Genomic DNA, 23,544 nt, shown 5'->3' on the forward strand with positions numbered 1-23,544 from the left:
CTGGTCCGCTGCACAGGGGGATGCGCATGAACGCCCTGCTCGAACGCCTGGAACGTCTGCCGCTGCGGCTGCGCCTGCAGCTGGGCTTCGGCGGCATCCTGGTGCTCGCGGTGCTGATAGGCATTTTCAGCATCAGCGTGCTGAAGCAGCAGCGCGACCAGGTGAGCCGTCTCTACGAGCAGGACATGCAGGGGCTGGTGCATATCGCAGCCGCGCGCAGCGCGCTGGCCGATGTGAGCCAGGGCCTGCGGCAGGCGGTACTGGTGGGGCCCGGCGACGGCCAGCAGGAGGCGCTGCGCCAGATCGCCGATGCGGCGGCGCAAACCCAGCAGGAAGCAGAGCTGGCACGTCCGCATATCTTCCGCGAGGAAAGCCTGCGCAACCTGGCGGCCTTCGAAGTGGCGTTCACCGACTATCGAAGTCAGGTGCAACAGATCGTCTCGACCCTGCGAGAACCCGCGGCAGCCGGACGAGGCGATCCGAACGCACGGGCAGCGGCCATGCTTACCTCCCCGGAGTTCCTTCGCAGCGACAGCGCTGTGAAGACCGCCCTGGCCGCCGTGTCGGAGGCCAAGCGAAACGGCGCCGTCGAGGAGGTGCGCGATGTTTCCAGCCGTTTCCTGCATACCGTGCAGATCACGCTCTGGCTGCTGGCCATTGGCCTGGGCGCGGGTGTCCTGTTCGGTCACATGATCAGCCGTTCCATCCGGCGTCCCGCGGAGGGTTTGCGGCGCGCGCTGGATGCCTTGAGCAGGGGCGAGCTCGAGATCGAGGTTCCCTATACCCACTATCCCAACGAGGCGGGCGACCTCGCGCGTGCGATCGTCACCTTGCGGGATGAAGCACGAGAGGTGGCAGCCCAGCGATGGGTGAAGACCCATGTGGCTGCCATCAGCCGCGAAATGCGCCTGGCGAACGATGCCGGTGAACTCGCCCGCGTGTTCCTCACCACCGTCGCACCGCTGATGCGGATCGGTCATGGCGCGCTTTACACCCAAGACGATGGAGCGCGGTTGCTGCGGCTGGCCGGGCACTATGCCGCTGAGCAGGCGCCCCCGACGGTGCGGCCGGGCGAGGGGTTGGCCGGGCAGTGTGCGGTGGACAGGCAACCGATCACGCTGACCGAGCCACCGGCGGATTACCTGGCGGTGAGCTCATCGCTCGGCGGGAAGGCGCCTGCCGAAATCCTCGTGCTGCCGGTGCTGCGCAACGAGCGCCTGTTCGGCGTGGTGGAACTGGCCAGCCTGTCGGCTTTCGATGCCAGCCAGCGCGGACTGCTGGAAGAGCTGCTGCCCAATCTTGCGACCAACATGGAAATCCTCGAGCGCACGGCCAGCACGCACCAGCTGCTGGAGGAAACGCGCCGGCAGGCGGAGGTGACGGCCCGCCAGGCCGCCAACCTCAAGGCGCAGACCGTCGAGCTGGAAGCGCAGCAACGCATCATCGAAGCGGCCAGGGCGTGGTATCTGGGCATCATCGAGTCAGCACCCGACGGCATGATGATCGTCGACGAAGACGGTCGCATCGTGCTGGCCAACCCGAAGCTGGAGGCGATCTTCGGTTACGCCGCCGGCGAACTCACCGGTGCGAATGTCGAGCAACTGGTGCCGGCCGACTCGGGTGGGCATCACGCCGGGTTGCGCCAGCAGTTCTTCGGCGAAGGCATGAGCCGCAAGATGGGCGCCGGCAATGCCGACCTGCATGGCGTGCGCAAGGACGGCAGCGAACTGTCGGTCGAGATCGGCCTGTCATTCCTGCCCGAGTTCGACGGCCAGGGAACCTGCGTGTGCGCTTCGGTGCGCGACGTGAGCGAGCGGCGCGCCATGGACGATGCCCTGTTGCGCAGCGAGGAGCGCCTGCAATACATCCTCGACCGCAGCCCGGTCAGTATCGGTGTATCGACCCAGGGACTCATTCGTTTCACCAATCCGAGCTTCGTCCAGACCTTCGGTATGACGATGGGCGGCGATGCGATGCATCTCTATGTGGATCCCGCGGAACGCAAGGGACTGGGCGAGCGACTGGCGGCGGGCGAGGCGCTCTCTGGGGTGGAAATCCAGATGTACGACCGCGAACGTCGGCCGCGGGACATCGTGGCCACCTATTTGCCGATTACCTGGGATGGCGAGAGCGGCATGCTCGGCTGGTTCATCGACATCACCGAGCGAAAGGCGGCGCAGGACGCCATCCTGCGAGCCAAGGACCTGGCCGAGGAAGCAACGCGGGCCAAGAGCGATTTCCTGGCGAACATGAGCCATGAGATACGCACGCCGATGAACGCCATCATCGGCATGAGCCACCTGGCTTTGCAGACGGAGCTCGATGCGAAGCAGCGCAACTACGTGGAGAAGGTGCACCGCTCGGCGGAAAGCCTGCTGGGCATCATCAACGACATTCTCGACTTCTCCAAGATCGAAGCGGGCCAGATGCGCATGGAGCAGGTGGCATTTCGGCTCGAAGACGTGATGGACCACGTCGCCAGCATCATCGGCCTCAAGGCGGAGGAAAAAGGACTGGAACTGCTGTTCCAGACCGCATCCGACTTGCCGACGGCGCTGATAGGCGACCCGCTGCGCCTGGGCCAGGTACTGCTCAACCTGGGCAACAACGCCGCCAAGTTCACCGAGAAGGGCGCGATCGTGATCGGCGCCGAACGCGTTTCGCGCGAAGGCGACGACGTGGAGTTCCACTTCTGGGTGAAGGACAGTGGCATCGGCATGACGGCGGAGCAGCGCGAGCACATCTTCCAGTCATTCGTGCAGGGCGATTCCTCGATCACGCGCCGCTATGGCGGTACCGGATTGGGCCTGGCCATCTCCCGCACGCTGGTCGAGATGATGCATGGGCGGATCTGGGTGGAGAGCGAGCCGGGCAAGGGCTCCACCTTCCACTTCCATGTCCGCTTCGGTGTGCAACCAGGTACGCAGCCGCAGGCTGCGTTGTATGCCGATGCGTTCCAGGGCGTGCGCGTGCTGGTCGTTGACGACAACGAGTCAGCGCGTGAGGTGCTCGAGGGCATGCTGCGGGGCATGGGCTTCGTGGTGGATGTGGCAGGCGATGGCGAAGAGGCGCTGCGCCTGTTTGCGTGGGCGAAGCGCCACCAGCGCTCCTACGAGTTGGTGTTGATGGACTGGAAGATGCCCGGCATGGACGGTATCGAAACGGTTCGACGCATGCGGGCCGAATGCGAGGGCCAGGTGCCGGCGGTGGTGCTGGTCACCGCGTACAGCCGCGACGAAGCCATGAGCGAGGCGAAGCAGCGCGAGGTCGTGCTGAGCCAGGTATTGAACAAGCCGGTGACGGCGTCCTCACTGATGGATGCGTTCGCGCATGCGCTTGGCAAGGGTATCCAGGTGGTCAGGCATGCCGACCGCCAGCGCCGCGGCCAGGACGATGCCAGGGCGGCATTGGCGGGGTGCCGGATACTGCTGGTGGAAGACAACGAATTGAATCGCGAGCTGGCGCTGGAGCTGTTGCGCTCGGCCGGCATCGAAGTCGTGACGGCACGCCATGGCAAAGAGGCGTTACAAGCCTTGCGGGCCGACGCGAGATTCCACGGTGTCCTGATGGATTGCCAGATGCCGGTGATGGACGGCTATACGGCGGCACGCGAGATCCGCGAGCGTCTCGGCATCAAGCGGCTTCCGATCATTGCGATGACCGCCGATGCCATGGCCGGTGACCGCGAGAAGGCACTGGCCGCGGGGATGAACGACCACATTCCCAAGCCGCTGGATGTCGACGGGATGTTTGCCACCATGGCGAAGTGGATCAAGCCGCGACGCGCCACGGATGACGGCACGCCGTTGCGCGAGGCTGCGTCGGAGGAGCCGCTTCCGGAGCTGCCTGGCATCGATCCGCAGGCTGGCGTGCACATGTGTGGCGACAATCCGTCGTTGTATCGCCGCATGCTGCTGATGTTCCGCGGCAACTACGCGGAGTTCGACCGCTTGTTCCATGATGCGCAGCGTGATCCTGACCCGATGGCGGCCGGTCGTCTCGCGCATTCCCTGCGCGGTTCGGCAGGCAATATCGCCGCGAAAGAGGTGGCCGCGGCGGCCGCTGAGCTGGAGCAGGCATGTCGCGACCAGTCGGCGCAGGAACAGATCGAGCCGGCGCTGCTCCGCTTGATGCAGGCTTTGCATCCCGTCATGGAAGGCCTGGCCGTCCTGGAGGCCAAGTCCTCCGCATGATGCGCGCCAGGGCGAGTGCTTCAGCGTTTCTCCGGCACCAGCAAGGTCACCACGAAACGGAAGCCCCAACCTTTCTGTCCCGCGTCGGTGTGCTGCGCCCAGTAACGCACGCCACCGGTAAAGCTCACCGGATGGTTGCCGATGCGCACCAGCTTGCCGATCGTGAGGTTGACGGGAACGGCCCACTGATGGGCCTTCCAGTCGTAGGTCGACTCGGCGTTGAGACCGTAGGTCCATGCAGTCGGCGTGTTGTAGCTGAGGAACGGCTGGATGAACGTATTGCTGATGTCCGAGTGCGTCCTGTCGTTGCCGACCTTGGCGATCGACCAGATATGGTTGAACAGGAAGCCGTAGGTCCAGGCGTGGTCCTGCTTGAGCACGACGGCAGTGGGCCCCAGGCCCCAGCGCTTGCTGCCCAGCAGGTCGTCGGTGGCCGTCGGAATCAGGAAGGCGGGGCCCACGCCCCAGATGATGCCGCTGCTGGAAGGCTTGCTTGGCGAGAAGAACAGGCTCTGCGTGATGTCGCCCAGGCCGAACTGGTGGCCGGTGCCCGGCGCGATTTGCGACTGGTCGATCACCGGGACGATGGTGCGCGAGATCATGTTCCAGTCATTGCCGATGGGTACGGGAATCACCGGCTGGAAATTCATGTAGGTGCGATGACCATCGTCAAGTGGGCCGATGTTCTGGTCGTAGTTGAACTGGAACGGGACGCTGATCATGGCCGCGACGGGATTGGACAGCTTCTTGGCGAGCTCGGCGTTGTCGTTGCTTTCCTGCGCGTGCGCCGTGGCGGACAGGGTGACGATGCCGGCGACGATCAGGGCTCGGGTGATAGGCATGAATGTCGTCCTGGGCAGTGGGCGGTTGGCGAGCCACCGGACACAGCTCACCGTGCGCAGCGCGTCGCGCCGTTGGGATGCGTTTGAGCGGGGAGGGCGGTCGTTGGCATCAAGCCTGTCGGCTGGCTGCCGGAGCGACAAGCGCAAATCCACCAACGTTCACACCGTAAATCTACTTAGGGCCACTAGGTGGAATTGCGCTTGTCCGACATCGCCCGGGCAACGAACCTGAGGCCCGTACCACGTGGCGTCAGGTGCCCATACCGCCCCCACGGCAAGCCTGGCTGGCCAACCTCCACATCTGTAGAGATGCCATGAAACGACTTGCGCTCCCCATGCTTCTGGCCGCCGCCGCCGTGGCGATGCCCGCACACGCGACCGAGACGGCGCTGGGGCGCCCGATCACCGGCCTGCAGGCCACCTCGTATTCGGGCCTGATTCCACCGACGCCGGGCTGGAACTGGGTCACCTCGTACATCTATTACGACGGCTCCATCAGCGGTTCCAAGGAAGTGCCGCTGGCCGGCGGCGGCACCTCGCTGGGCCTGGAGGCGGAATTCCAGCTGCTGTCGGCGACGGGCCTGTACATATGGAACACCCAGCCATCGTCGTGGAACTACGCCTCGATGGTGACCTTGCCGATCGCCTATGCCGACGTGAACGTCAACGCGCGACTCGGGCCGTTCAGCGCCAGGCGCTCGGACACCGACTTCGGCCTGTATGACATGTTCTTCGCGCCGGTGATCGCCAGCCATCACTTCAACGAGCTGCAGCATGTGTCGCTGTCGCTGTACATCTACGCGCCCACCGGCGATTACACGAAAGGCAAGCTCGCCAATCTCAGCCTGAACAACTGGACGTTCTCGCCCACCGTCGGCTACACGCAGCTGTTCGACAAGGGCTCGCTGGAATGGAGCACCACCGCGGCGGTCGATATCTATACCAAGGACAACGCCACCGACTACCAGAACGGTGCCGTGTTTCGCGTCGACTCGCTGCTGGTCAAGCGCTTCCCTACGGGCTGGGGCGTCGGCGCGGTAGGCGGGTGGATCTACCAGCTGGAGGATGACACCGGCCCGATCGCCGATGCGCTCAACGGCTTCAAGGGACGTTCGCTCGCGCTGGGCCCGATGGTGAACTACCTGAAGAAGTGGCAGGGCGGGCAGGTCGAGTTTTCCGCGCGATGGCTGCACGAGTTCGACGTGAAGAACCGATTGCAGGGCAACCCGTTCATGCTGTCGGCGACGATCACGCTCTGACCGTTCCGCGGAGGCGTGAGCTGCTCACGCCTTGCCGCCGACATAACGGCGGCAATGATCCAGGTAGTCTTTCTCGTGCATCGAAAGAAGGCCTGTGACGGCCGTCCATAACCATGAGGGTGCTTCGAGCGTACGTGAATGATTGCGTCGCAACTCGACGCACCAGGCCTTGCGGGTGTCGGCATCCATTTGGCGGGAATGGGCATGCCCCACCACGTGGGCGAGAAATGCCGCGACGCGTCGCGCCTGCTTGCTCCCGAGTCGCGCGATATCGATCTTCAGATCCTGTGGCAGCAGTTCGCGGACGAACACCGATTTGCCGAGCAGTTGCGCCGGGCGCATGCGATCACCCAGGGCAGGCGAGAGATGCCGCGCGGCCGTGACGACGCGCTGTGCGCTGTCACGCGGCATGCGCACGCCGGCTGCGCGCGGCGCTATGGATGCTGCCGCCTCCTTGATGTCCACGAGACAGAGATCGTCTCCTTCCACGACGTTGCCATCCACGTCCAGCAGCACCGCATAGCGGAGTTTGCCCAGCGAGCTGCAGCCCTTGCGCCAGTACGCGGCGTCGAGAACCTTGACCTTGCCCTGCGGTTCGCGATGGCGGAGACGGGTGACGAGCGTATCCAGTTCCGCTTGCCGGAACAGCGCCTGGATGGCCTTGCGCTCTCCGGCCGCCAGTGGCCAGAACTCCTTGCCAGGCGGGAAACGCAGCGCCGGACCGGGAAGACGCTCATCGGCCAGCGATTGCCAGCTGCGGCGAAGTGCTTTCCTCATCAGGCGGCGAATCTTGAGCGGCATCTCCGGTTCGTCATCATCGTTGTCGGGAAACGCGGCTTCGTAACCATCCAGCATCGCCTCCATCATGTTCGCGGTGGTGATGCCCGGCAGGTTCGAACCGCGCGCGGCCATGGCCAGCGACAGCGCGAGGCGGATTAGGTCATAGGCGGGGTTGCCGATGACGCTTTGGTCGAAATCGCGAATCTGGATATGTACGTGCCCCTGATCGTCGGCGACCGGGCCGATGTTGCCCATATGGCAGTCACCGCAGATCCAGATGGCTGGGCCGTCGGGAAGGGTTGGGGCGGCCGGGGAATCCAGCCATTCGTAAAACCGCGCAGTGTTGCCCCGCACATACGCGTGCGCCGAGCGCGCCATTTTGGTGTTGCGTCGCGCCGTCAGTGCTCGCAGCCGTTGCGATGGCGCAACGGCGAGCTCGACATGGTCTGGCATGTTCGCTCCCTTGCAGTCACCAACGACTGTTGCGAACACCGGATGAAGGGAGTGTCAGATTCGCTGAGGGGGCGTGTCGCGTGATCTCCGCGAAAAGGTGTTCAGTGCGGCTCGTCGGCGGCATCGTAAATGCACGACAGCACCGCCGCGGCCGCCGCATACAGCGTGGCGGGCACTTCCTGGCGCAGCCTCAGCGAGGCGAGCAGTGCGGCCATCTGGGGATCGTGGTGCAGCGGTATGCCCAGCGCGCGCGCGCGGGCCAGCAACGTTTCCAGTGATTCGGGCGGCAGACTGGCGCTGGGCGCGACATCGTTCGGGCCACCGGAAAGGCGGAGCGTGACGCGTCGGCGGGCGGGAGGCAGTGTCGTGCTCATGCCATGGTCTTCAGCAGGATGGCGCTGTGCGGGCTGCTGGCGTGCGGCAGGCCTTGCTGGCAGCTCAACTGGTCGAGGATCAAGCCCGTGGCGGCCAGCTGCTGGCGCAGCGCGCCGAACAGAAGCTCAAGCTTGTGCACCGTGCTGGCGCGCTCGGCCCACAGGCGCACCGCCAGGCGCAGATCGCGCAGCTGCAGTTCGCCCTGGACCGGTCCTAGCGCCGGCAGGTCGATCGTGAAGCCCAGCGTCCAGGCGGAACCGGCTTCGGCGTCGGCATGCTGTTGCAGCTGGATCTGCAGGATGTCGCGGCCGCCTTCGCCCTGCAGCGGGATCTCGATCATCCACGCCGCCACCGTGGTGGCTTCGAGCTGGGCGACTTCCACGCGGGCCAGTGCGGCGTGCACTTCGCCGTGCAGGCGGATCAGCAGCGCGTCGACGTCGTCGTTGAGCAATTCGGGCGGCAGCGCAATGCGCGGCTGCGGCAGCAGGCCGCGTTGCTGCAGTGGCGGCGGGGTTTCGTTGCCGCTGGTGGCGGCACGGCGACCCGGCAGGTAATCGTCCAGCAGGCTGGCCAGGCGCAGCAGCGCACCCTTCCAGTCCTCCTGGCTCAGCGCGGCCATGTCGAGCTGCGACTGGGCGAGCTGGGATTCAAGGAACAGGCCGCTGCGGCTGATCGCTTCGCGCAGGCCTTCGCCGCGCGTGATCTCGGTCGGCGTGCGTACGACGTGTTCCAGCAGGGCGAGTGCCGGGCGCAGGTAGGCAGGCAGCTGGCGCAGCGCGGGACGCTGGGCCAGCGCATCGAGCGTGGCGAGCAGCGGAGCGTAGCCGTTCTGTTGCGGGAGCCGTTCGCGCATCGCCACCTGGATGGCGGGCTCGGGCGTGTGCGGTGCGATCACTTCCAGCATCGGCTGCGCGCCGAGGGTGAGCACGCGCACCTGGAACTGCGACGGCAGCTGGCTGCGTGGCGCCTCGGCCTCCACGGCCAGGGCGCCGATCTGCAGCACCATCATGCCGTCCTGATTGATCCCCAGCGGCCTCGCGGACAACACCGTCCCGATGCGCCAGCTTTCGGCAGCACTGCCGGAAGCGGCGCCGGCCCAGGTGAGGGCGGCCAGGCTGGTGGGTTGGATGACCAATCAAGACTCCTTGCGGCCGGGATCCGTGCGCGCGCCCTTCCGTGCACTGTTGATCGGCCGCCCCGGAAAGAACTTGAGGGAATTTTTTTCGGTTCCGGAACAGCCATGTCGCGGCCCCGATGGCTAAAGCAGATCCCGTTATGGCCGATAAGCACCCCGTAGACGCCCGTGGGGCGCAGTGAGGACAGGCCATGGGAAGCAAGACAAACCCACAACGCAAAACTGGCGAGGCACGGGTGATCGCACTGCCCGCGGATTTCCGCCTGGCCGACCTCGCCGACGTGAAAGCCGGCCTGCTGCAGGCACTGGAAGCGCCGTCCGTCGAACTCGACGGCGCCGGGGTGGAACGTGTGGACACCGCCGCGCTGCAGCTGCTGCTGGCGTTCCGCCGCGCGGCCTCCGCGCAGGGACTGCCGGCCTCATGGGTAGGTGTGAGTGAAACGATGCGTGATGCGGCAGGCGTACTTGGCCTGACGCAGGCTCTGGAATTGCCGGCAACCATGCCGGCCTGAAACTGAGGTGGAAGATGGCAAAGATTCTTGCAGTGGACGATTCGGCTTCGATGCGCGGCATGGTGGCCTTCACCCTTCGCGGCGCCGGTCATGACGTGAGCGAGGCCGAGAACGGCCAGCTCGCCCTGGACGCCGCCCGCGGCGGCCGTTACGACCTGGTGCTGGCGGACGTGAACATGCCGGTGATGGATGGCATCAGCATGGTGCGCGAATTGCGCACGATGCCTGAGTACAAGGGCGTGCCGATCCTGATGCTGACCACCGAGTCGCATACCGACAAGAAGATGGAAGGCAAGGCCGCCGGCGCCACCGGCTGGCTGGTGAAGCCGTTCGATCCTGAGCAGCTGCTGGCGACCGTCAAGCGCGTGCTGGGCTGAACAGCTTTAGCCCCTCTGTTTGAGGGAGTGCGGGCAACTAGCCCCTCTCCCCCGGGAGAGGGGTTGGGGAGAGGGTACGGGTCTTGCGTAACCTTCAACGAAGCGCTCCGCCCGCACCCTCATCCGCCTGCCGGCACCTTCTCCCAAAGGGAGAAGGGTCTCGATCTGCAAGTTTTCGTTCCACTAGAGAAACCTCCCCATGAGCAAGGCCGGTCTGGCGCAGTTCCAACAGGTATTCATCGAGGAAAGTCTGGAAGGACTCGACACGATGGAGTCGTCGCTGCTCGCGCTCGACAACGGCGGCGACGGGGAACTGGTGCACACCATTTTCCGCGCGGCGCACTCGATCAAGGGCGGTGCGGCGACCTTCGGTTTTCCGGAGATGTCGTCGTTCACGCACGAGGCCGAGTCGCTGCTGGACGAGGTGCGCAGCGGCAAGCGCGAGATCGACGGCGCCATCATCGAACTGCTGCTGCGCACGGTCGATTGCCTGCGCAACATGTTCGCCCGCGCCCAGGCCGGTGAGCCGCTGAACGATGCGGTGGCCGAAGGCCTGCGCAACGAGCTGGCCGCGATGATGGGACGCGGTGCGCCGGCTGCCGGCGTGCAGGCACGTCGCAACGTGGACCAGGCCGATGCCTGGACCGTTCGCTTCCGCCCGCATGCGGGCATGCTGGCCGGCGGCAACGAACCCTTGCGGTTGATCCGTGAACTCGCCGGTATCGGCGAACTCACGGTCACGCCGGAACTGGACCGCATCCCCGAATTCGCCAAGCTCGATCCGACCGAATGCCACCTGGGCTGGACCATCGAGCTGAAGGGCCCGGCCAAGCGTGCGGACATCGCTGGCGTGTTCGACTGGGTCGAGGACGAATGCGATCTCGCCATCGAGGCGAAGCACATCGTGGCCGAGGTGGCGGCACCGGTCGCGGCACCGGCCTCTCCGGCAGCGCCCGTCGCCAACGTCGCCGATGCCGGCGCCGCGCGAGCGCAGCGTGAAGCGAGTGCCGAGTCCAGCTCGGTGCGCGTGTCGATCGACAAGATCGACGGACTGATCAACCTGGTGGGCGAGCTGGTGATTACCCAGTCCATGCTCGACACCTTCCGCGAAGGCGATATCGATGCCGCGCGTATGGCCATGCTGGAACACGGCCTGGCCCAGCTGGCGCGACACACGCGCGAGCTGCAGGAAAGCGTCATGGGCATCCGCATGCTGCCCATCGCTTCCGTGTTCAACCGTTTCCCGCGCATGGTGCGCGACATCAGCCAGAAGCTCGGCAAGCAGGTGAAGCTGGAGCTGGTCGGCGAACAGACCGAGCTGGACAAGACGGTGCTGGAGAAGATCGGCGACCCGATGGTGCACCTGGTGCGCAACGCGATCGACCACGGCCTGGAAATGCCGGACAAGCGTCGCGCCTCGGGCAAGGGCGATACGGGAACGCTGACGCTGTCCGCATCGCATCGCGGCGGCAACATCGTGGTGGAGGTGTCCGACGACGGCGCCGGCCTCAATCGCGAGGCCATCGTGGCCAAGGCCTTGCAGCGCGGCCTGATCGCCAGTGGCGAAGGCATGAGCGACGAAGCCGTGGCAGACCTTATCTTCCAGCCCGGCTTCTCCACTGCCGCGGTGACCACCGACCTGTCCGGTCGTGGCGTGGGCATGGACGTGGTTCGCCGCAACGTGTCGGATCTCGGTGGCACGGTGACCATCCGCAGCACGCAGGGCAAGGGCAGTGTCTTCACCATCACGTTGCCGCTGACGCTGGCGATCATCGATGGCCTCACCGCCGCGGTGGGCGAGGAGCGCTACATCGTGCCGCTGGTGTCCATCGTGGAATCGGTGCAGCTGAAGGCCGACGCGGTGCGCACCGTGGCCGGTGGCGGCGAACTGTTCCGCTTCCGCAACGAATACCTGCCAGTGATCCGCCTGCACGACGTGTTCGGCTGCGAGACCAGCATCCGTTCGATCGACGAAGGCTTGATGGTCGTGGTCGAAGGCGAGGGCGCCCGCGTGGGCCTGTTCGTCGACGGCCTGATCGGCCAGCAGCAGGCCGTGGTGAAGTCGCTCGAGGCGAACTATCGCCGCGTGCAGGGTATTTCCGGCGCCACCATCCTCGCCGATGGTTCGGTGGCACTGATCGTGGATATCGCAGGCCTCGTGCGCCTGCAGAGTCGACGCAAGGCGGCCTGACCCACAGGCCTGGTCTTCCCTGCCGCTCCGGTCGTGGCCGGAATGGCAGCTCCGACAAACCCCAACAAAGCCGCTGCAAGAAGCCGCGGCGGCTGGCTTGTGGGCGGCGAATGGGTGAGTTGGGATCAGACGAAGTGCGTGTCGGCGGGCACAGTGATGCGTGCGTCCGCGACAGAAAACCAGGCTGCCATGCACGTCAGTGCGAGGCAGCTCGCTACAAGGCCGCGTGCCAGGGTCATCCGTCATTCCGGCGGAAGCCGGAGTTCAGCGTCTCGTGCGCGTGGGAAGGATTCCCGAGGATTCCGGCTTCCGCCGAAATGGCGGACCGAACAGGACACATCAGTCGCGACAGGAAGCCGCGGCCGCCGACGCTGGTCGGTGAAGAGCAGTGCAGGGAATGAATCCGGGCAATCGCAGAACAGCCCCCTTTCATTCTGAAGGTCTCCCCCATGAAATCCCCCTTGAAATTCATCGATCGCCTCAGCCTCGCAGCCAAGGTCTGGCTCGTCATCGCCTTCGTGGTAGCCGGGCTGGTGGCGCTCACCACGGTCTCCGCCGTGGACAGTCGTCGCCTGCAGATGGAAGCGCGCGTACGGGCGCTGCAGGACGAGGTCTCCACGGCCGTCTCCGTGGCGCAGGGTTTCCACGATCGCGCCAAGGCAGGTGAATTCAGCGAAGAAGAAGCGCAGCGCCGTGCACTGGCGGCCATCCGCTCGATGCGCTGGAACGATGGCGCCGGCTATGTGTTCATCTTCGACTCGAACCTCGTGATGCGCATGCATCCGATCCTTGGCGCCACCAAGGAAGGCAAGAGCATTCGCGACGATACCGACAGCCAGGGCAAGCCGCTCTACCAGATGATGCTGGCGGTCGACCGCGATCACGGTGCCGGCGTCACCGAATACGTGTGGCCGATGCCGCCGGACAAGCAGATCGAGCCCAAGATCTCCTACACGGCGTGGTTCAAGCCGTGGGACCTGCATATCGGAGCCGGCGCCTACTACGTCGACATCAATACGCAGTTCCGCCAGATGCTGGAAGGCAGCCTGTTGCGTGCCCTGCTGGTGGGCCTGCTGGTGATCGGCGTGGTATGGCAGTCGATGCGCAGTATCCGCCAGAGCATCGGCGGTGAACCGACCTTTGCACTGGCGATGGCCGCCCGTATTGCCGACGGCGATCTGGCCGGGCATGACGAAGCCCGCTTCACGGCCGGCAGCATGCTCGATGCGCTGGAACGGATGCGTACGAAGCTGGTGGAGATCGTGCGCGAGGTGCAGCAAGGCTCGCAGGTAGTGTCGACGGCGGCGCAGGAGATCTCGCGTGGCAACGACGACCTGAGCCAGCGCACGCAGGAGCAGGCTTCCAGCCTGGAAGAAACCGCGGCGTCGATGGAGGAGATGACCTCGATCGTGCGCCAGAGCGCCGACAACGCCGGTCACGCCGACCAGCTCGCACGCAGCGCACGTACGCAAGCCGAACGCGGCAGCGAAGTGGCGGTGCGCACCAGCAGCGCCATGCGCGAGATCGACGCGGCCAGCCGCCAGATCACCGACATCGTGGGCCTGATCGACGAGATCGCCTTCCAGACCAACCTGTTGGCGCTGAACGCGGCGGTGGAAGCGGCACGCGCCGGTGAACAGGGCCGCGGCTTTGCCGTGGTCGCCACCGAGGTGCGCAACCTTGCGCAGCGCAGCGCAGGCGCGGCCAGGGAGATCAAGACACTGATCGGCGACACCGTGGAGAAAGTGCAAGCCGGCTCGGTGCTGGTGGACGAATCCGGCCAGGTGCTGGCCGGCATCGTGCAGAGCGTGAAGCAGGTGACCGACATCGTGGCCGAGATCGCGGCGGCCAGCCAGGAGCAGTCCGCCGGCATCGACCAGGTGAACCGCGCGGTGATGCAGATGGACGAGGTGACCCAGCAGAACGCCGCACTGGTGGAAGAGGCGGCCGCCGCTGCCCGCGCCATGCAGGAGCAGGCCGACGAGCTGGAGGTCCAGGTTCGTTTCTTCCGCCTGCAAGATGGCGCCGCCAAGGCCGCCGTCGCGCGCCCGGCGCCGCCGCGCCCGGCCGTGTCCAGCCCGGCGCCGAGGACCACGCCGCTGGCCGCAGCCGGAGGCTGGGCCGAGTTCTAAGCGACAAAACCCCACTGTAGGAGCGCACCCAGTGCGCGATCGGCGCCACACCGCCGCCTCACCACAGGTGGCCGCGACAACCGGCTGATGACGGATAGCCCAGGCGCCGCGGTCGCGCACTGGGTGCGCTCCTACAACGAGGGGGAATAGGGCCAAAACTGCCTTTGATCTCCCTCAAGTTTCCCCTTCCGCCGCCGATCCAGACCCAGAGAGGGGGCCAACGCAACCGGCCCCGACGCAGAGGCTAACCATGTCCGACCCCATCCGGAGCGAGGCGCTCCAGTCGCAGTACCTCACCGTGAACCTTGCCCACGAGGAATACGGCATCGACATCCTGGCCGTGCGCGAGATTCGCGGCTGGACCCCGGTGACGCGTATCCCGCAGGCGCCGCACTACGTGCTTGGCGTGCTCAATCTGCGCGGCGCGATCGTGCCGGTGATCGACATGCGCCTGCGCTTTGGCCTGCCGCGCGAGGAGTACGGCGCAACCACCGTCACCGTGATCATCACCGTGGCCGGTCGCAATTTCGGTGTGGTGGTGGATGCGGTGTCCGACGTGCTCGACGTCACTGCCGATGCCATCCGTCCCGTGCCCGACATGGGCACCACCGTGGACACCGAATACCTCAAGGGACTGACCTCGGCCGGCGAGCGCATGGTGCTGCTGCTGGACGTGGACAAGCTCCTGCAGCCGCAGGATGCCCAGATGCTGGAAGCGGCGCTCCCTGCCGCCTCCGATGTGAAAGCCGTGGCCTGACCGTTATCGCAGGAAAGTGGAATCATCATGAAGAAATTCGCACTGAAAGTCCCCGCGTTGTCCGTCCGCAACCGGATGCGCGCCGTACTTGGCCTGCTGGGCCTGATGCTGATCGGCGGCGCCGTGGTCGGTCTTGGCGGCATGCAGCTGCAGAACGACGGCATGGGCCAGATCTACGATCAGGAGATCGTCCCCGCGCAGCTCATTTCGCGTATCTCGCAGCGCTCGCTGATGTCCTTCATCCTGCTGGGCGAATCCAGCTCGCTGGTCGGCAAGCCGGACCAGGTGAAGGCCAAGCTGGCCGAGTACGACAAGCTGCAGGCTGAAATCGACGAACTGAAGAAGCAGTTCGGCGACGTCCCGCAGAGCGAGGCGGTGAAGAAGGAGTACGCCGACTGGCGCTCTACCGATGCCGACTACAAGGACGCCAAGGATTCGCTGATCGATGCCCTCAAGCAGGGTGATACAGGCGCTTCCGAATTGCTGGAAATGCAGGTCCGCCCGCTGATGATGCAGCGCCAGGATTCGCTGGCGAAGCTGGTGGAAGCACAGCGCGGCGACGCCAAGCAGATCTACGATGATCAGGTCTCGCGCTACCACGTCATCCGCGCTTTCAGCATCTTCGCGCTGCTGGCCGGCCTGACCGTGGCCGCCGCGATGGCCCTGCTGATGATGCGCTCGATCATGAAGGCGCTGGGCGTGGCCGTGAAGGTGGCCAACGAGATTGCCGGCGGCCACCTGGGTCATGACATCCAGGTGCGCAGCAAGGACGAGCTGGGCGAACTGCTGGCTGCCCTGCGCACGATGGACGAGCGCCTCAGCAACATCGTGGGTGAAGTCCGCCACGGTGCCGGTTCGGTAAGCTCGGCCGCGCAGCAGATTGCCCGCGGCAACGATGACCTGAGCCAGCGTACGCAGGAACAGGCTTCCAGCCTCGAGGAAACCGCCTCGTCGATGGAGGAGATGACCTCCACCGTGAAGCAGAACGCCGAGAACGCCAGCCACGCCAACCAGCTCGCCAGCGCCACGCGTCGCCAGGCCGAGCACGGTGGCGAGGTGGCTGCGCAGGCCAGCTCGGCGATGCGCGAGATCAACGATTCCAGCCGCAAGATCTCCGACATCGTCAGCCTGATCGACGAGATCGCCTTCCAGACCAACCTGCTGGCGCTCAACGCCGCGGTGGAGGCGGCTCGTGCCGGCGAACAGGGCCGCGGCTTCGCGGTGGTCGCCACGGAAGTGCGCAACCTCGCCCAGCGCAGTGCGGGTGCGGCGAAGGAGATCAAGGGCCTCATCAACGACAGCGCGGAGAAGGTGCGCGTGGGTTCGTCGCTGGTGGACCAGTCGGGCAAGGCGCTGGCCGAAATCGTGGACAGCGTGAAGAAGGTCACCGACATCGTGGCCGAGATCGCCGCGGCCAGCCAGGAACAGTCGGCCGGCATCGACCAGGTGAATCACGCCGTGCTGCAGATGGACGAGATGACCCAGCAGAACGCCGCGCTGGTGGAGGAAGCCGCTGCCGCCGCACGCGCCATGCAGGAGCAGGCCGGCGAACTGGCCCGCCAGGTGTCGTTCTTCCAGCTCGGCGATGAGGCTGCCGTCGCTTCGTCCGAGAAGGTGCGTACGCAGACCGTGATGGCTGAAGCCGAGGCCGTGTTCGCCGCCGTGCGCAACTCGCCGACCCCGGCGGCACGCACGCAGCGTCCGGCTGAAGCCAGCGACGCGGGCGCCTGGAAGGAATTCTGAGCATGAGCATGCCCGCCATGATCGATGGCAACGCCGCCGTGGCGGGCATGAATGGTCCGGCGCTGGGCGATGCGGACTTCGCCTTCCTGCGCAGCTTCGTGTACGAGCACTGCGGCATCTCGCTGGGCGAGCACAAGCGGCAGCTGGTTCAGGGCAGGCTGGTGCGCCGCCTGCGCGCACTGAAACTGCGTGACTTCGGCGCCTACTGCGAGGTGTTGCGGCGCGATCCGCAGGCCGAGCTGGGTGAGCTGGCCAGCGCGATCAGCACCAACGTCACCGCGTTCTTCCGCGAGTCGCATCACTTCGACCTGCTGACCAACGAACTGCTGCCGCGCTGGATCGCCGAGAAGAAGAACGGCGGCCGCCTGCGCATCTGGTCGGCCGGCTGCGCCACCGGTGAGGAGCCTTACACGCTCGCCATGGTGCTCGCCGAGGCGCTGGAAAAGCACGGCGGCAACGTCGACGCAAAGATCCTCGCCACCGATCTGTCGCCCCAGGCGCTGGAGACGGCGCGCAAGGGCGTCTATCCGATCGACCGGTTGGAGGGCGTCAGCACCGAGCGTCGCCGTCGTTGGTTCCTGCGTGGCGAAGGCGAGTATGACCAGTACGCCTGCGTGCATCCGCGCCTGCGCGAACTGGTCAGCATCCTGCCGCTCAACCTGCTGCACGACTGGCCCATGCAGGGTCCGTTCGACGCGATCTTCTGCCGCAACGTCGTCATCTATTTCGACAAGCCCACCAAGCAGCGCCTGTTCCAGCGATACGCCGGACTGCTGCCGGAGGGCGGTTACCTGTTCCTTGGCCACTCCGAGTCCATGTATGGGCTCAACGACAACTTTGACCTGATAGGACGCACGGTCTACCGGAAACGCAGTGCATGAGCGTCCCAGCAGTCAGTTTTCCCGTCGGCGCCAGTTATGACCCGGCCCGCGTATTGCCCGGGTTTGAGCACCTGCGGCGCTTCTGGGATCCGGCGCAGTCCTGTATCACGGTGAAGGTGCTTCCCGGCGAGTTCTACGTCAGCACGCAGAACGAGATGATTTCGACGGTGCTGGGATCGTGCGTGTCGGCATGCATCTACGACACGGTGCGCGGCATTGGCGGCATGAACCACTTCATGCTGCCCGAACCCATGGGTGGCGAGCGTGGCGGCTGGGCCGACACGGTGGGACGCGCGGCGCGCTACGGCAACGACGCGATGGAACAGTTGATCAACGCCATCCTCAAGGCTGGCGGCCAGCGTCCGAACCTGGAAGTGAAAGTGTTCGGCGGCGGTCGCGTGCTGGCCACGATGACCGACATCGGCAAGCGCAATATCGAATTCGTACGGCGCTACCTCTCGGCCGAAAGGCTGTCGGTACGCGCGGAAGACCTGGGTGACGTGCACCCGCGCCATGTGCAGTTCTTTCCCACCACCGGCAAGGCGCGCGTGAAGCAGTTGCGCGGCCGCACCGACACGGTGCTGGTGGATGGCGAGAAGCAATATCTCAAGCGTTTGGCAAACGATCCGATAAAGGGAGAGGTGGAGCTGTTCTGACGCGAATGCGCAGCGGCTTCCCATGCAGTAACCGGCCCCCATGGGCCAGCACGACGGGCTGAGACTTCAAAGCAATGGAAAGAGTACGTGTCCTGGTGGTCGATGATTCCGCACTTGTGCGGAAACTGCTGTCGACCATGCTTTCGTGCGATCCGGGCATCGAGGTCGTCGGCACGGCTGCCGACCCGCTGATCGCCCGCGAAAAGATCAAGCAGCTCAACCCCGACGTGCTCACGCTCGACGTGGAAATGCCGCGCATGGACGGCATCACCTTCCTCGAGAACCTGATGCGCTTGCGTCCGATGCCGGTGGTGATGGTGTCCTCGCTGACGCAGGAAGGTGCGGAAGTCACGCTGCGTGCGCTGGAGCTCGGCGCCGTGGACTTCTTCACCAAGCCGGGCAACGACCTCGCCAGCACGTTTGCCGAGGGCGCGCAGGAGATCTGCGCCAAGGTGAAGCTCGCCGCGCTGGCCAAACCGCGCCAGCGCACCGCGGTACGCAAGCTCGACGTTCCCCCGCGCCTTTCCGCGGACGCCGTGCTGCCTCGCGCGCAGACGGCCGGCACGCGTGGCGGCAGCCCGATCATCGCCATTGGTGCATCCACCGGTGGCACCGAAGCGATTCGCGTGGTGCTGGAGGCAATGCCGCCGGATGCGCCGCCGATCGTCATTACGCAACACATTCCGGCCGCCTTCAGTGGCCCGTTCGCCGCGCGCATGGATCACTGCTCCGCGATGCGCGTATGCGAGGCTCGCGACGGTCAGCCGATCCAGTCGGGCCACGTGTACATCGCTCCCGGCAGCCAGCACTTGCTGGTGATGTGGGACGGCGCCAAGTACGTGTGCCGCCTGCACAACGGCCCGCCGGTGAACCGCCACAAGCCCAGCGTCGACGTGCTGTTCCGCTCGATGGCCGCCAGCGTCGGCAGGGCCACCGTGGCCGCGCTGCTCACCGGCATGGGCGACGACGGCGCGCGCGGTCTGCTGGAGTTGCAGCAGGCCGGTGCCCGCACGCTGGTACAGGACGAAGAGTCTTCCGTGGTGTGGGGCATGCCCGGCGCCGCGTGGAAGCTCGGCGCCGTCAGCGAGCAGTTGCCCCTGGACCACATCGCCGCGCGCCTGCTCGCGCTGGCCCATCAACCCATCCCCCGTGCCGCCGTGCCGGCCGCCTGATCCCCGGATAGACCCCATGGATGCCTTCCTTTCCTTCCTGCGCGTGCGCCCCGTGATCGGCCTGGTGGCCAGTGCCGTGGCCCTGTTGCTGACCCTGGTGTGGCCGTCGTCCTGGCTGGCGCCCGTGCTGATCGTGCTGCTCGCGGCGGTATGGATCATCGAGATGCGCCGTGCCGTTCCGGTCGACGTCGAGCCCGTGCTGGAAGCATCGCTGACCCATCACGCCCCCGTGCGCGAGGCGCTCGAGGAAGTGCGCAGCTCGCTGGTCGACGAACTCGGCCACGCCACGCGCGAACTGCACCAGGCGCTGGAACTGCTGCGCGATGCGGTGTCCGAACTCGGCGGCGGGTTCGACGGCCTGTCGCGCAAGACCGGCATGCAGCAGTCGCTGCTGCGCCAGATCATCGATGCGCAGAAGGAAGGCGTCTCGGTGCAGGACTTCGCCGCACGTACCGGCGACCTGCTCGAGCACTTCGTGGACATGGTGGTGCAGATGTCGCGCGAGAGCCTGCGCATCGTCTACCGCATCGACGGCATGTCCAAGGAAATGGACGCGGTGTTCGGCCTGCTGAAGAACGTCAATACCATCGCCGAGGAAACCAACCTGCTGGCGCTCAATGCCGCCATCGAAGCGGCGCGCGCCGGTGAATCCGGTCGTGGCTTCGCGGTGGTGGCCGGCGAGATCCGCAACCTGGCCAGCCACTCCAACCAGTTCAACGAGCAGATTGGCAGCCACGTGGAGCGCGCCCGCGCCGCGATGGAACAGTTGCGCGGCCTGGTCGGCACCATGGCTTCGCAGGACCTGAACGTGGCGCTGTCGGCCAAGGGTGGCATCGACGCCATGATGGCCCACGTCACCGAGAGCGACGCGCGCACCAGCGCCGTGGCCGACCAGGTGGTCGAGATCAACCGCGGCCTCGGCAGCGACGTGTCCACCACCATTCGCTCGCTGCAGTTCGAGGACATCCTCAGCCAGCTCATCAACCAGACGCGTGTCCGCCTGGTCGAGCTGCAGGAGATCACCACCGAGTGCACGCGTGACATCGAAGAACTGGCCTGCAATCCGATCGACGCCGAGTCGTTGCAGCAGCGCGCCGAGCGCGTGCGCAACCGCCTGGCCATCCAGCGCGAGAAGGCACGCCTGCGCTCGCGCGGCCCGGCGCTGCAGAACTCGATGGACGCCGGCGAAATCGAGCTTTTCTAAAGGATCGGAATCATGAGCCTGACCGTCCACCACGACCCCGACCTCGACTGCGTCACCCTGCAACTGGGCGAGCGTTTCGACTTCAGCGTGCACCGCGCCTTCCACGACGCCTGCCTCGGCGGCACCGCCGCGCGCAGCTACGTCATCGACCTGGGCGAGGTGTCCAACATGGACAGCTCCGCCTTGGGCATGCTGCTGCTACTGCGCGAACACGCCGGCGCCGACCGCGCCGAGATCCGCATCGTCAACGCCGACACCGGCCTGCGCGGCACCTTGCGCGTCGCTGGCTTCGACAAGCTGTTCGTTCTGCACTGACCGGAAGACTGGCGCGCACTCAAGCGCGTCCGGTCGGCGCTCCGTCCTTTCTTCGGGGATGGAGCGCTGCAAACAGTGATCGTCCCCACGAAACCGACAGTATCCCGACAGGTTCGAGCCCGGCTATGCTCGGCCGGGGAACAGCCTGATGGTCTGTACAGGGGAACGGGACATGACGTCGCGCGTACGCTGGTTGCTGGTGTTCGGGGTGCTCGTGGTAGGTGGAGCACTGGGTTGGGCAACGTATCTCGGGCATGCAGTGCCGCCAGTGCGGCCGTTGCCACCGGCTGCTCCGCTGCAAGTGCGGCGAGGGCCCATCCAACCCCCCTTTACCGACGGCGAACTCAAACAGTTCCTCAAGGACGCGCGTCAGGCTGAGGCCATGGCGGATCCTTTGCAGCGCTGTCTTGCCTATCCAGAGCCGCCCGGCGTGCATTGGACCAAGGCGGTGACGTCTGCGTATTGCCATTACCTGTTCGATCCAGTGGTCACGGCGGCGCAAGCGCGCGACCTGATCGAGAACGGGCATGTGTCCGAGCTGGAACAGAAGCTGTCCGCCGCGGAGCAGGCGCAGTTCTCGCAGGAGGGTGCACAGAGCCTGCTGGATCGGACATACAACCTGGCGTTTGGTGGAAGCACGGATGACACCCGTGCCTTGATGGATGCATGGAAGCGCCAGGCACCTGACAGTCCCTTTGCGCTTGCCGCCAGCGGCACTGCCTACGTGGCGATGGCCCAGCGTCAGCGAGGTAGCGCATATGCCCAGAAGACTCCCCAGAGTTCTTTCGAGGCCATGCATCGTTTGCTGGAGCGGGCACGGGAGGATCTCGACCGGGCCGTCGCGTTGGACCCCAGGTTGACGCCGGCTTACGTGGCGATGATCTATGTCGGTGCACTCGACAGCGACCCAGCCTATGCCTTCAGTGCCGCGAAGCGCGCGTTGCACGTGGACCCGGCAAGTTATCCGGCGTACGCGCGCCTGGTATGGATGAGCCAGCCCAAGTGGGGTGGCAACGTGGCGCAGATGCAGCGGATCGTCGACGCTTCCCAGCAGCATGCGAAACAGAATCCGTTGCTGCTTTTGCTGTTGTCAGAGCGAAGCGGTGGCGAGGATTACGTGGAGAACTGCGCGTGCAATCCCTTCGATGAGGATGACCTCTATCGCAAGGTGTTTGCTGAGGCGGCGCCCGTGCGCATGCTGATGAGTGCCGGTTGGGCCGCCGCCAATCGCAACAACATCGCGTTGTCCGTGGTCTATCGTTCGGAGCTGTTGCGCTTCGATCCCGGTCAGCTCGATCACAGGGAGAGCCGAGCATTCAACCTGATCATGCTCGGCGAGCCGGAGTGGGGCCTTGCCGAGGGCAATGCCCTGGTCAAGCTGGCGCCGCAGGACGAAACGGCTTATGACGTCCTTGGGCAGGCGCATCGTGCTCTTGGGGATGCCGGTCAGGCAGCGAACGATTTCGAACAGGCGTTGCGCCTCAATCCCACCGATACCTGGACCCTCACTGCGGTGGGCGACATCTACGTCAATGTGACGCATGACTGGGACAAAGGGTGGGCTGTCGCCAATCGGCTGGTGCAGCTGAGCCCCGAAGATCCGCGGGGATGGTTCATGCGGGCCAACATCCAGAGAGCACAGCCGCGCGACGGTCTGGAGCAGACGATCGCGGAGTTCACCTCGCGCTTCGGAACTACCCCCGGCAACGAGGGACTCGTCGCCCAGATGAAGGCGATCAGGCCGCAGTGAGGTTGTCGCCGGAGGCGCGGAAGCTCTGTCTTTCGCTCGATTGACGTCACCTTGGGCCGAGCGTAGTTTGCGCCGCGCGACGGGCCTCGCTGGCCCGGCGTGTCCTTGTTCGCCCGTTTGAAGACGCAGGCTTCGCCACCCCGCCCAGCGACTTGCGCTCGCGCATGCCACATGCGCGATCTAGCTGTTGAGCGCTGCGCCCCCTGGGTAGCAGTGATATCGACCCATGCGGGGGCATGGCGCGGACGCAATGTGATCCGCCGGGCAGCGGATGCCCGACTAGCCGGCTTCTGCGGGTTCTGCTGGATACCCGGAAGCCATCGACGACCTCATCGAATAGCTGGAGGACGTGTCATGGCAAAGATCGCTCAATACAGTCTGAAGTGCGCGCTGCTCGTGGTTGCCGTCGCTTGTGCCGGCAACGTGCTGGCTCAGGACATGACCAAGGTAGCGCCGAAGAACACGCGGGTGCTGCTCGACAACGATCAGGTCAGGGTCATCGAGGTATCAACAAAGCCGGGCGACAAGTTGCCCATGCATTCGCACCCGGCGAATGTCGTCTACTTCGTCACCGGCGGGAAAACGAAGACCGTGACGGTCGACGGCAAGACAACCGAAACCGAGCACAAGGCGGGCGATACGGTCTGGAGCGAGGCGATCACCCACAGCAACGAGAACATCGGGAGCACTCCCACCAAGGCGTTGGTAATCGAACTTAAGACGGCCAAATAGCGCTGGGGCAATGAAACAGTAATACCGTCATCGATCGATCCAGGTCTCGGGTCGATCGATGACGCTTTGCGCGAGCCGAAGCAGG

At 65.5% G+C, this 23,544-nt stretch carries 19 protein-coding genes; 15 read left to right on the forward strand and 4 right to left on the reverse strand.

What is annotated here, in order from left to right:
* Nucleotides 1-26: 26 nt before the first annotated feature.
* Entirely contained in the window at nt 27-4,193 is a 4,167-nt protein-coding gene (locus EPB08_RS20195) for a response regulator (RefSeq protein ID WP_165418559.1), read from the forward strand.
* Between the two features lie 20 nt (nt 4,194-4,213).
* Here the strand turns inward: EPB08_RS20195 and EPB08_RS20200 are convergent, their stop codons facing one another.
* Nucleotides 4,214-5,035, reverse strand: a complete 822-nt coding sequence (locus tag EPB08_RS20200; RefSeq protein ID WP_165418560.1) for a transporter — start codon at nt 5,033-5,035, stop codon at nt 4,214-4,216.
* 314 nt (nt 5,036-5,349) lie between these two features.
* Between EPB08_RS20200 and EPB08_RS20205 the strand changes: the two genes are divergently transcribed.
* Nucleotides 5,350-6,294, forward strand: a complete 945-nt coding sequence (locus EPB08_RS20205) for a SphA family protein (protein ID WP_130620931.1) — start codon at nt 5,350-5,352, stop codon at nt 6,292-6,294.
* 24 nt (nt 6,295-6,318) lie between these two features.
* Here EPB08_RS20205 and EPB08_RS20210 read toward each other — a convergent pair whose 3' ends face one another.
* From EPB08_RS20210 to fliK, 3 genes are all read right to left on the reverse strand, one after another.
* Nucleotides 6,319-7,527 (reverse strand): DUF2252 family protein, encoded by a 1,209-nt coding sequence (locus EPB08_RS20210; protein WP_130620932.1) that lies wholly within the window; start codon nt 7,525-7,527, stop codon nt 6,319-6,321.
* A gap of 101 nt (nt 7,528-7,628) precedes the next feature.
* Nucleotides 7,629-7,901, reverse strand: coding sequence for an EscU/YscU/HrcU family type III secretion system export apparatus switch protein (locus EPB08_RS20215; protein ID WP_130620933.1), 273 nt, complete (start codon nt 7,899-7,901; stop codon nt 7,629-7,631).
* On the reverse strand, nt 7,898-9,037 hold the full coding sequence (gene fliK, locus EPB08_RS20220; RefSeq protein ID WP_130620934.1) for a flagellar hook-length control protein FliK: 1,140 nt from the start codon (nt 9,035-9,037) through the stop codon (nt 7,898-7,900). Before fliK ends, EPB08_RS20215 begins: the two co-directional genes overlap by 4 nt.
* A gap of 191 nt (nt 9,038-9,228) precedes the next feature.
* Here fliK and EPB08_RS20225 point away from each other — a divergent pair, with 191 nt between their 5' ends.
* From EPB08_RS20225 to EPB08_RS20285, 13 genes are all read left to right on the forward strand, one after another.
* Entirely contained in the window at nt 9,229-9,549 is a 321-nt protein-coding gene (locus EPB08_RS20225) for an STAS domain-containing protein (protein WP_130620935.1), read from the forward strand.
* Between the two features lie 14 nt (nt 9,550-9,563).
* Complete coding sequence (locus tag EPB08_RS20230) at nt 9,564-9,926, forward strand: response regulator (protein ID WP_130620936.1); 363 nt, start codon at nt 9,564-9,566, stop codon at nt 9,924-9,926.
* 199 nt (nt 9,927-10,125) lie between these two features.
* On the forward strand, nt 10,126-12,117 hold the full coding sequence (locus tag EPB08_RS20235; protein ID WP_130620937.1) for a chemotaxis protein CheA: 1,992 nt from the start codon (nt 10,126-10,128) through the stop codon (nt 12,115-12,117).
* Nucleotides 12,118-12,566: 449 nt separating this feature from the next.
* A complete protein-coding gene (locus EPB08_RS20240) occupies nt 12,567-14,249 on the forward strand; it encodes a methyl-accepting chemotaxis protein (protein ID WP_130620938.1) in 1,683 nt (560 codons plus the stop codon).
* Nucleotides 14,250-14,499: 250 nt separating this feature from the next.
* Nucleotides 14,500-15,006 (forward strand): chemotaxis protein CheW, encoded by a 507-nt coding sequence (locus EPB08_RS20245; RefSeq protein WP_130620939.1) that lies wholly within the window; start codon nt 14,500-14,502, stop codon nt 15,004-15,006.
* 27 nt (nt 15,007-15,033) lie between these two features.
* Nucleotides 15,034-16,749: a methyl-accepting chemotaxis protein gene (locus EPB08_RS20250; protein WP_130620940.1), complete on the forward strand. Its 1,716-nt coding sequence runs from the start codon at nt 15,034-15,036 to the stop codon at nt 16,747-16,749.
* A gap of 2 nt (nt 16,750-16,751) precedes the next feature.
* Nucleotides 16,752-17,630: a CheR family methyltransferase gene (locus EPB08_RS20255; RefSeq protein ID WP_130620941.1), complete on the forward strand. Its 879-nt coding sequence runs from the start codon at nt 16,752-16,754 to the stop codon at nt 17,628-17,630.
* On the forward strand, nt 17,627-18,286 hold the full coding sequence (gene cheD, locus EPB08_RS20260) for a chemoreceptor glutamine deamidase CheD (protein WP_130620942.1): 660 nt from the start codon (nt 17,627-17,629) through the stop codon (nt 18,284-18,286). Before EPB08_RS20255 ends, cheD begins: the two co-directional genes overlap by 4 nt.
* A gap of 74 nt (nt 18,287-18,360) precedes the next feature.
* Nucleotides 18,361-19,458: a protein-glutamate methylesterase/protein-glutamine glutaminase gene (locus tag EPB08_RS20265; protein ID WP_130620943.1), complete on the forward strand. Its 1,098-nt coding sequence runs from the start codon at nt 18,361-18,363 to the stop codon at nt 19,456-19,458.
* Between the two features lie 16 nt (nt 19,459-19,474).
* Nucleotides 19,475-20,662, forward strand: a complete 1,188-nt coding sequence (locus EPB08_RS20270; RefSeq protein WP_130620944.1) for a methyl-accepting chemotaxis protein — start codon at nt 19,475-19,477, stop codon at nt 20,660-20,662.
* A 12-nt stretch (nt 20,663-20,674) separates the two neighbouring features.
* The gene (locus tag EPB08_RS20275) at nt 20,675-20,977 is read left to right on the forward strand and encodes an STAS domain-containing protein (protein WP_205746424.1); all 303 of its coding nucleotides are present in this window, start codon (nt 20,675-20,677) and stop codon (nt 20,975-20,977) included.
* A gap of 172 nt (nt 20,978-21,149) precedes the next feature.
* Nucleotides 21,150-22,727, forward strand: coding sequence for a tetratricopeptide repeat protein (locus tag EPB08_RS20280; RefSeq protein WP_165418561.1), 1,578 nt, complete (start codon nt 21,150-21,152; stop codon nt 22,725-22,727).
* A 354-nt stretch (nt 22,728-23,081) separates the two neighbouring features.
* Nucleotides 23,082-23,459: a cupin domain-containing protein gene (locus EPB08_RS20285; RefSeq protein WP_165418562.1), complete on the forward strand. Its 378-nt coding sequence runs from the start codon at nt 23,082-23,084 to the stop codon at nt 23,457-23,459.
* Nucleotides 23,460-23,544: the final 85 nt, after the last annotated feature.

The sequence above is a fragment of the Dyella amyloliquefaciens genome, from assembly GCF_004296575.1.
GTDB lineage: Bacteria > Pseudomonadota > Gammaproteobacteria > Xanthomonadales > Rhodanobacteraceae > Dyella > Dyella amyloliquefaciens.

Excerpts from the sequence above, each read along its gene's own strand:
- EPB08_RS20195 (WP_165418559.1), top strand. The coding sequence starts at position 27 with ATGAACGCCCTGCTCGAACGCCTGGAACGTCTGCCGCTGCGGCTGCGC.
- EPB08_RS20200 (WP_165418560.1), bottom strand. The coding sequence starts at position 5,035 with ATGCCTATCACCCGAGCCCTGATCGTCGCCGGCATCGTCACCCTGTCC.
- EPB08_RS20205 (WP_130620931.1), top strand. The coding sequence starts at position 5,350 with ATGAAACGACTTGCGCTCCCCATGCTTCTGGCCGCCGCCGCCGTGGCG.
- EPB08_RS20210 (WP_130620932.1), bottom strand. The coding sequence starts at position 7,527 with ATGCCAGACCATGTCGAGCTCGCCGTTGCGCCATCGCAACGGCTGCGA.
- EPB08_RS20215 (WP_130620933.1), bottom strand. The coding sequence starts at position 7,901 with ATGAGCACGACACTGCCTCCCGCCCGCCGACGCGTCACGCTCCGCCTT.
- EPB08_RS20225 (WP_130620935.1), top strand. The coding sequence starts at position 9,229 with ATGGGAAGCAAGACAAACCCACAACGCAAAACTGGCGAGGCACGGGTG.
- EPB08_RS20230 (WP_130620936.1), top strand. The coding sequence starts at position 9,564 with ATGGCAAAGATTCTTGCAGTGGACGATTCGGCTTCGATGCGCGGCATG.
- EPB08_RS20235 (WP_130620937.1), top strand. The coding sequence starts at position 10,126 with ATGAGCAAGGCCGGTCTGGCGCAGTTCCAACAGGTATTCATCGAGGAA.
- EPB08_RS20240 (WP_130620938.1), top strand. The coding sequence starts at position 12,567 with ATGAAATCCCCCTTGAAATTCATCGATCGCCTCAGCCTCGCAGCCAAG.
- EPB08_RS20245 (WP_130620939.1), top strand. The coding sequence starts at position 14,500 with ATGTCCGACCCCATCCGGAGCGAGGCGCTCCAGTCGCAGTACCTCACC.
- EPB08_RS20250 (WP_130620940.1), top strand. The coding sequence starts at position 15,034 with ATGAAGAAATTCGCACTGAAAGTCCCCGCGTTGTCCGTCCGCAACCGG.
- EPB08_RS20255 (WP_130620941.1), top strand. The coding sequence starts at position 16,752 with ATGAGCATGCCCGCCATGATCGATGGCAACGCCGCCGTGGCGGGCATG.
- cheD (WP_130620942.1), top strand. The coding sequence starts at position 17,627 with ATGAGCGTCCCAGCAGTCAGTTTTCCCGTCGGCGCCAGTTATGACCCG.
- EPB08_RS20265 (WP_130620943.1), top strand. The coding sequence starts at position 18,361 with ATGGAAAGAGTACGTGTCCTGGTGGTCGATGATTCCGCACTTGTGCGG.
- EPB08_RS20270 (WP_130620944.1), top strand. The coding sequence starts at position 19,475 with ATGGATGCCTTCCTTTCCTTCCTGCGCGTGCGCCCCGTGATCGGCCTG.
- EPB08_RS20275 (WP_205746424.1), top strand. The coding sequence starts at position 20,675 with ATGAGCCTGACCGTCCACCACGACCCCGACCTCGACTGCGTCACCCTG.
- EPB08_RS20280 (WP_165418561.1), top strand. The coding sequence starts at position 21,150 with ATGACGTCGCGCGTACGCTGGTTGCTGGTGTTCGGGGTGCTCGTGGTA.
- EPB08_RS20285 (WP_165418562.1), top strand. The coding sequence starts at position 23,082 with ATGGCAAAGATCGCTCAATACAGTCTGAAGTGCGCGCTGCTCGTGGTT.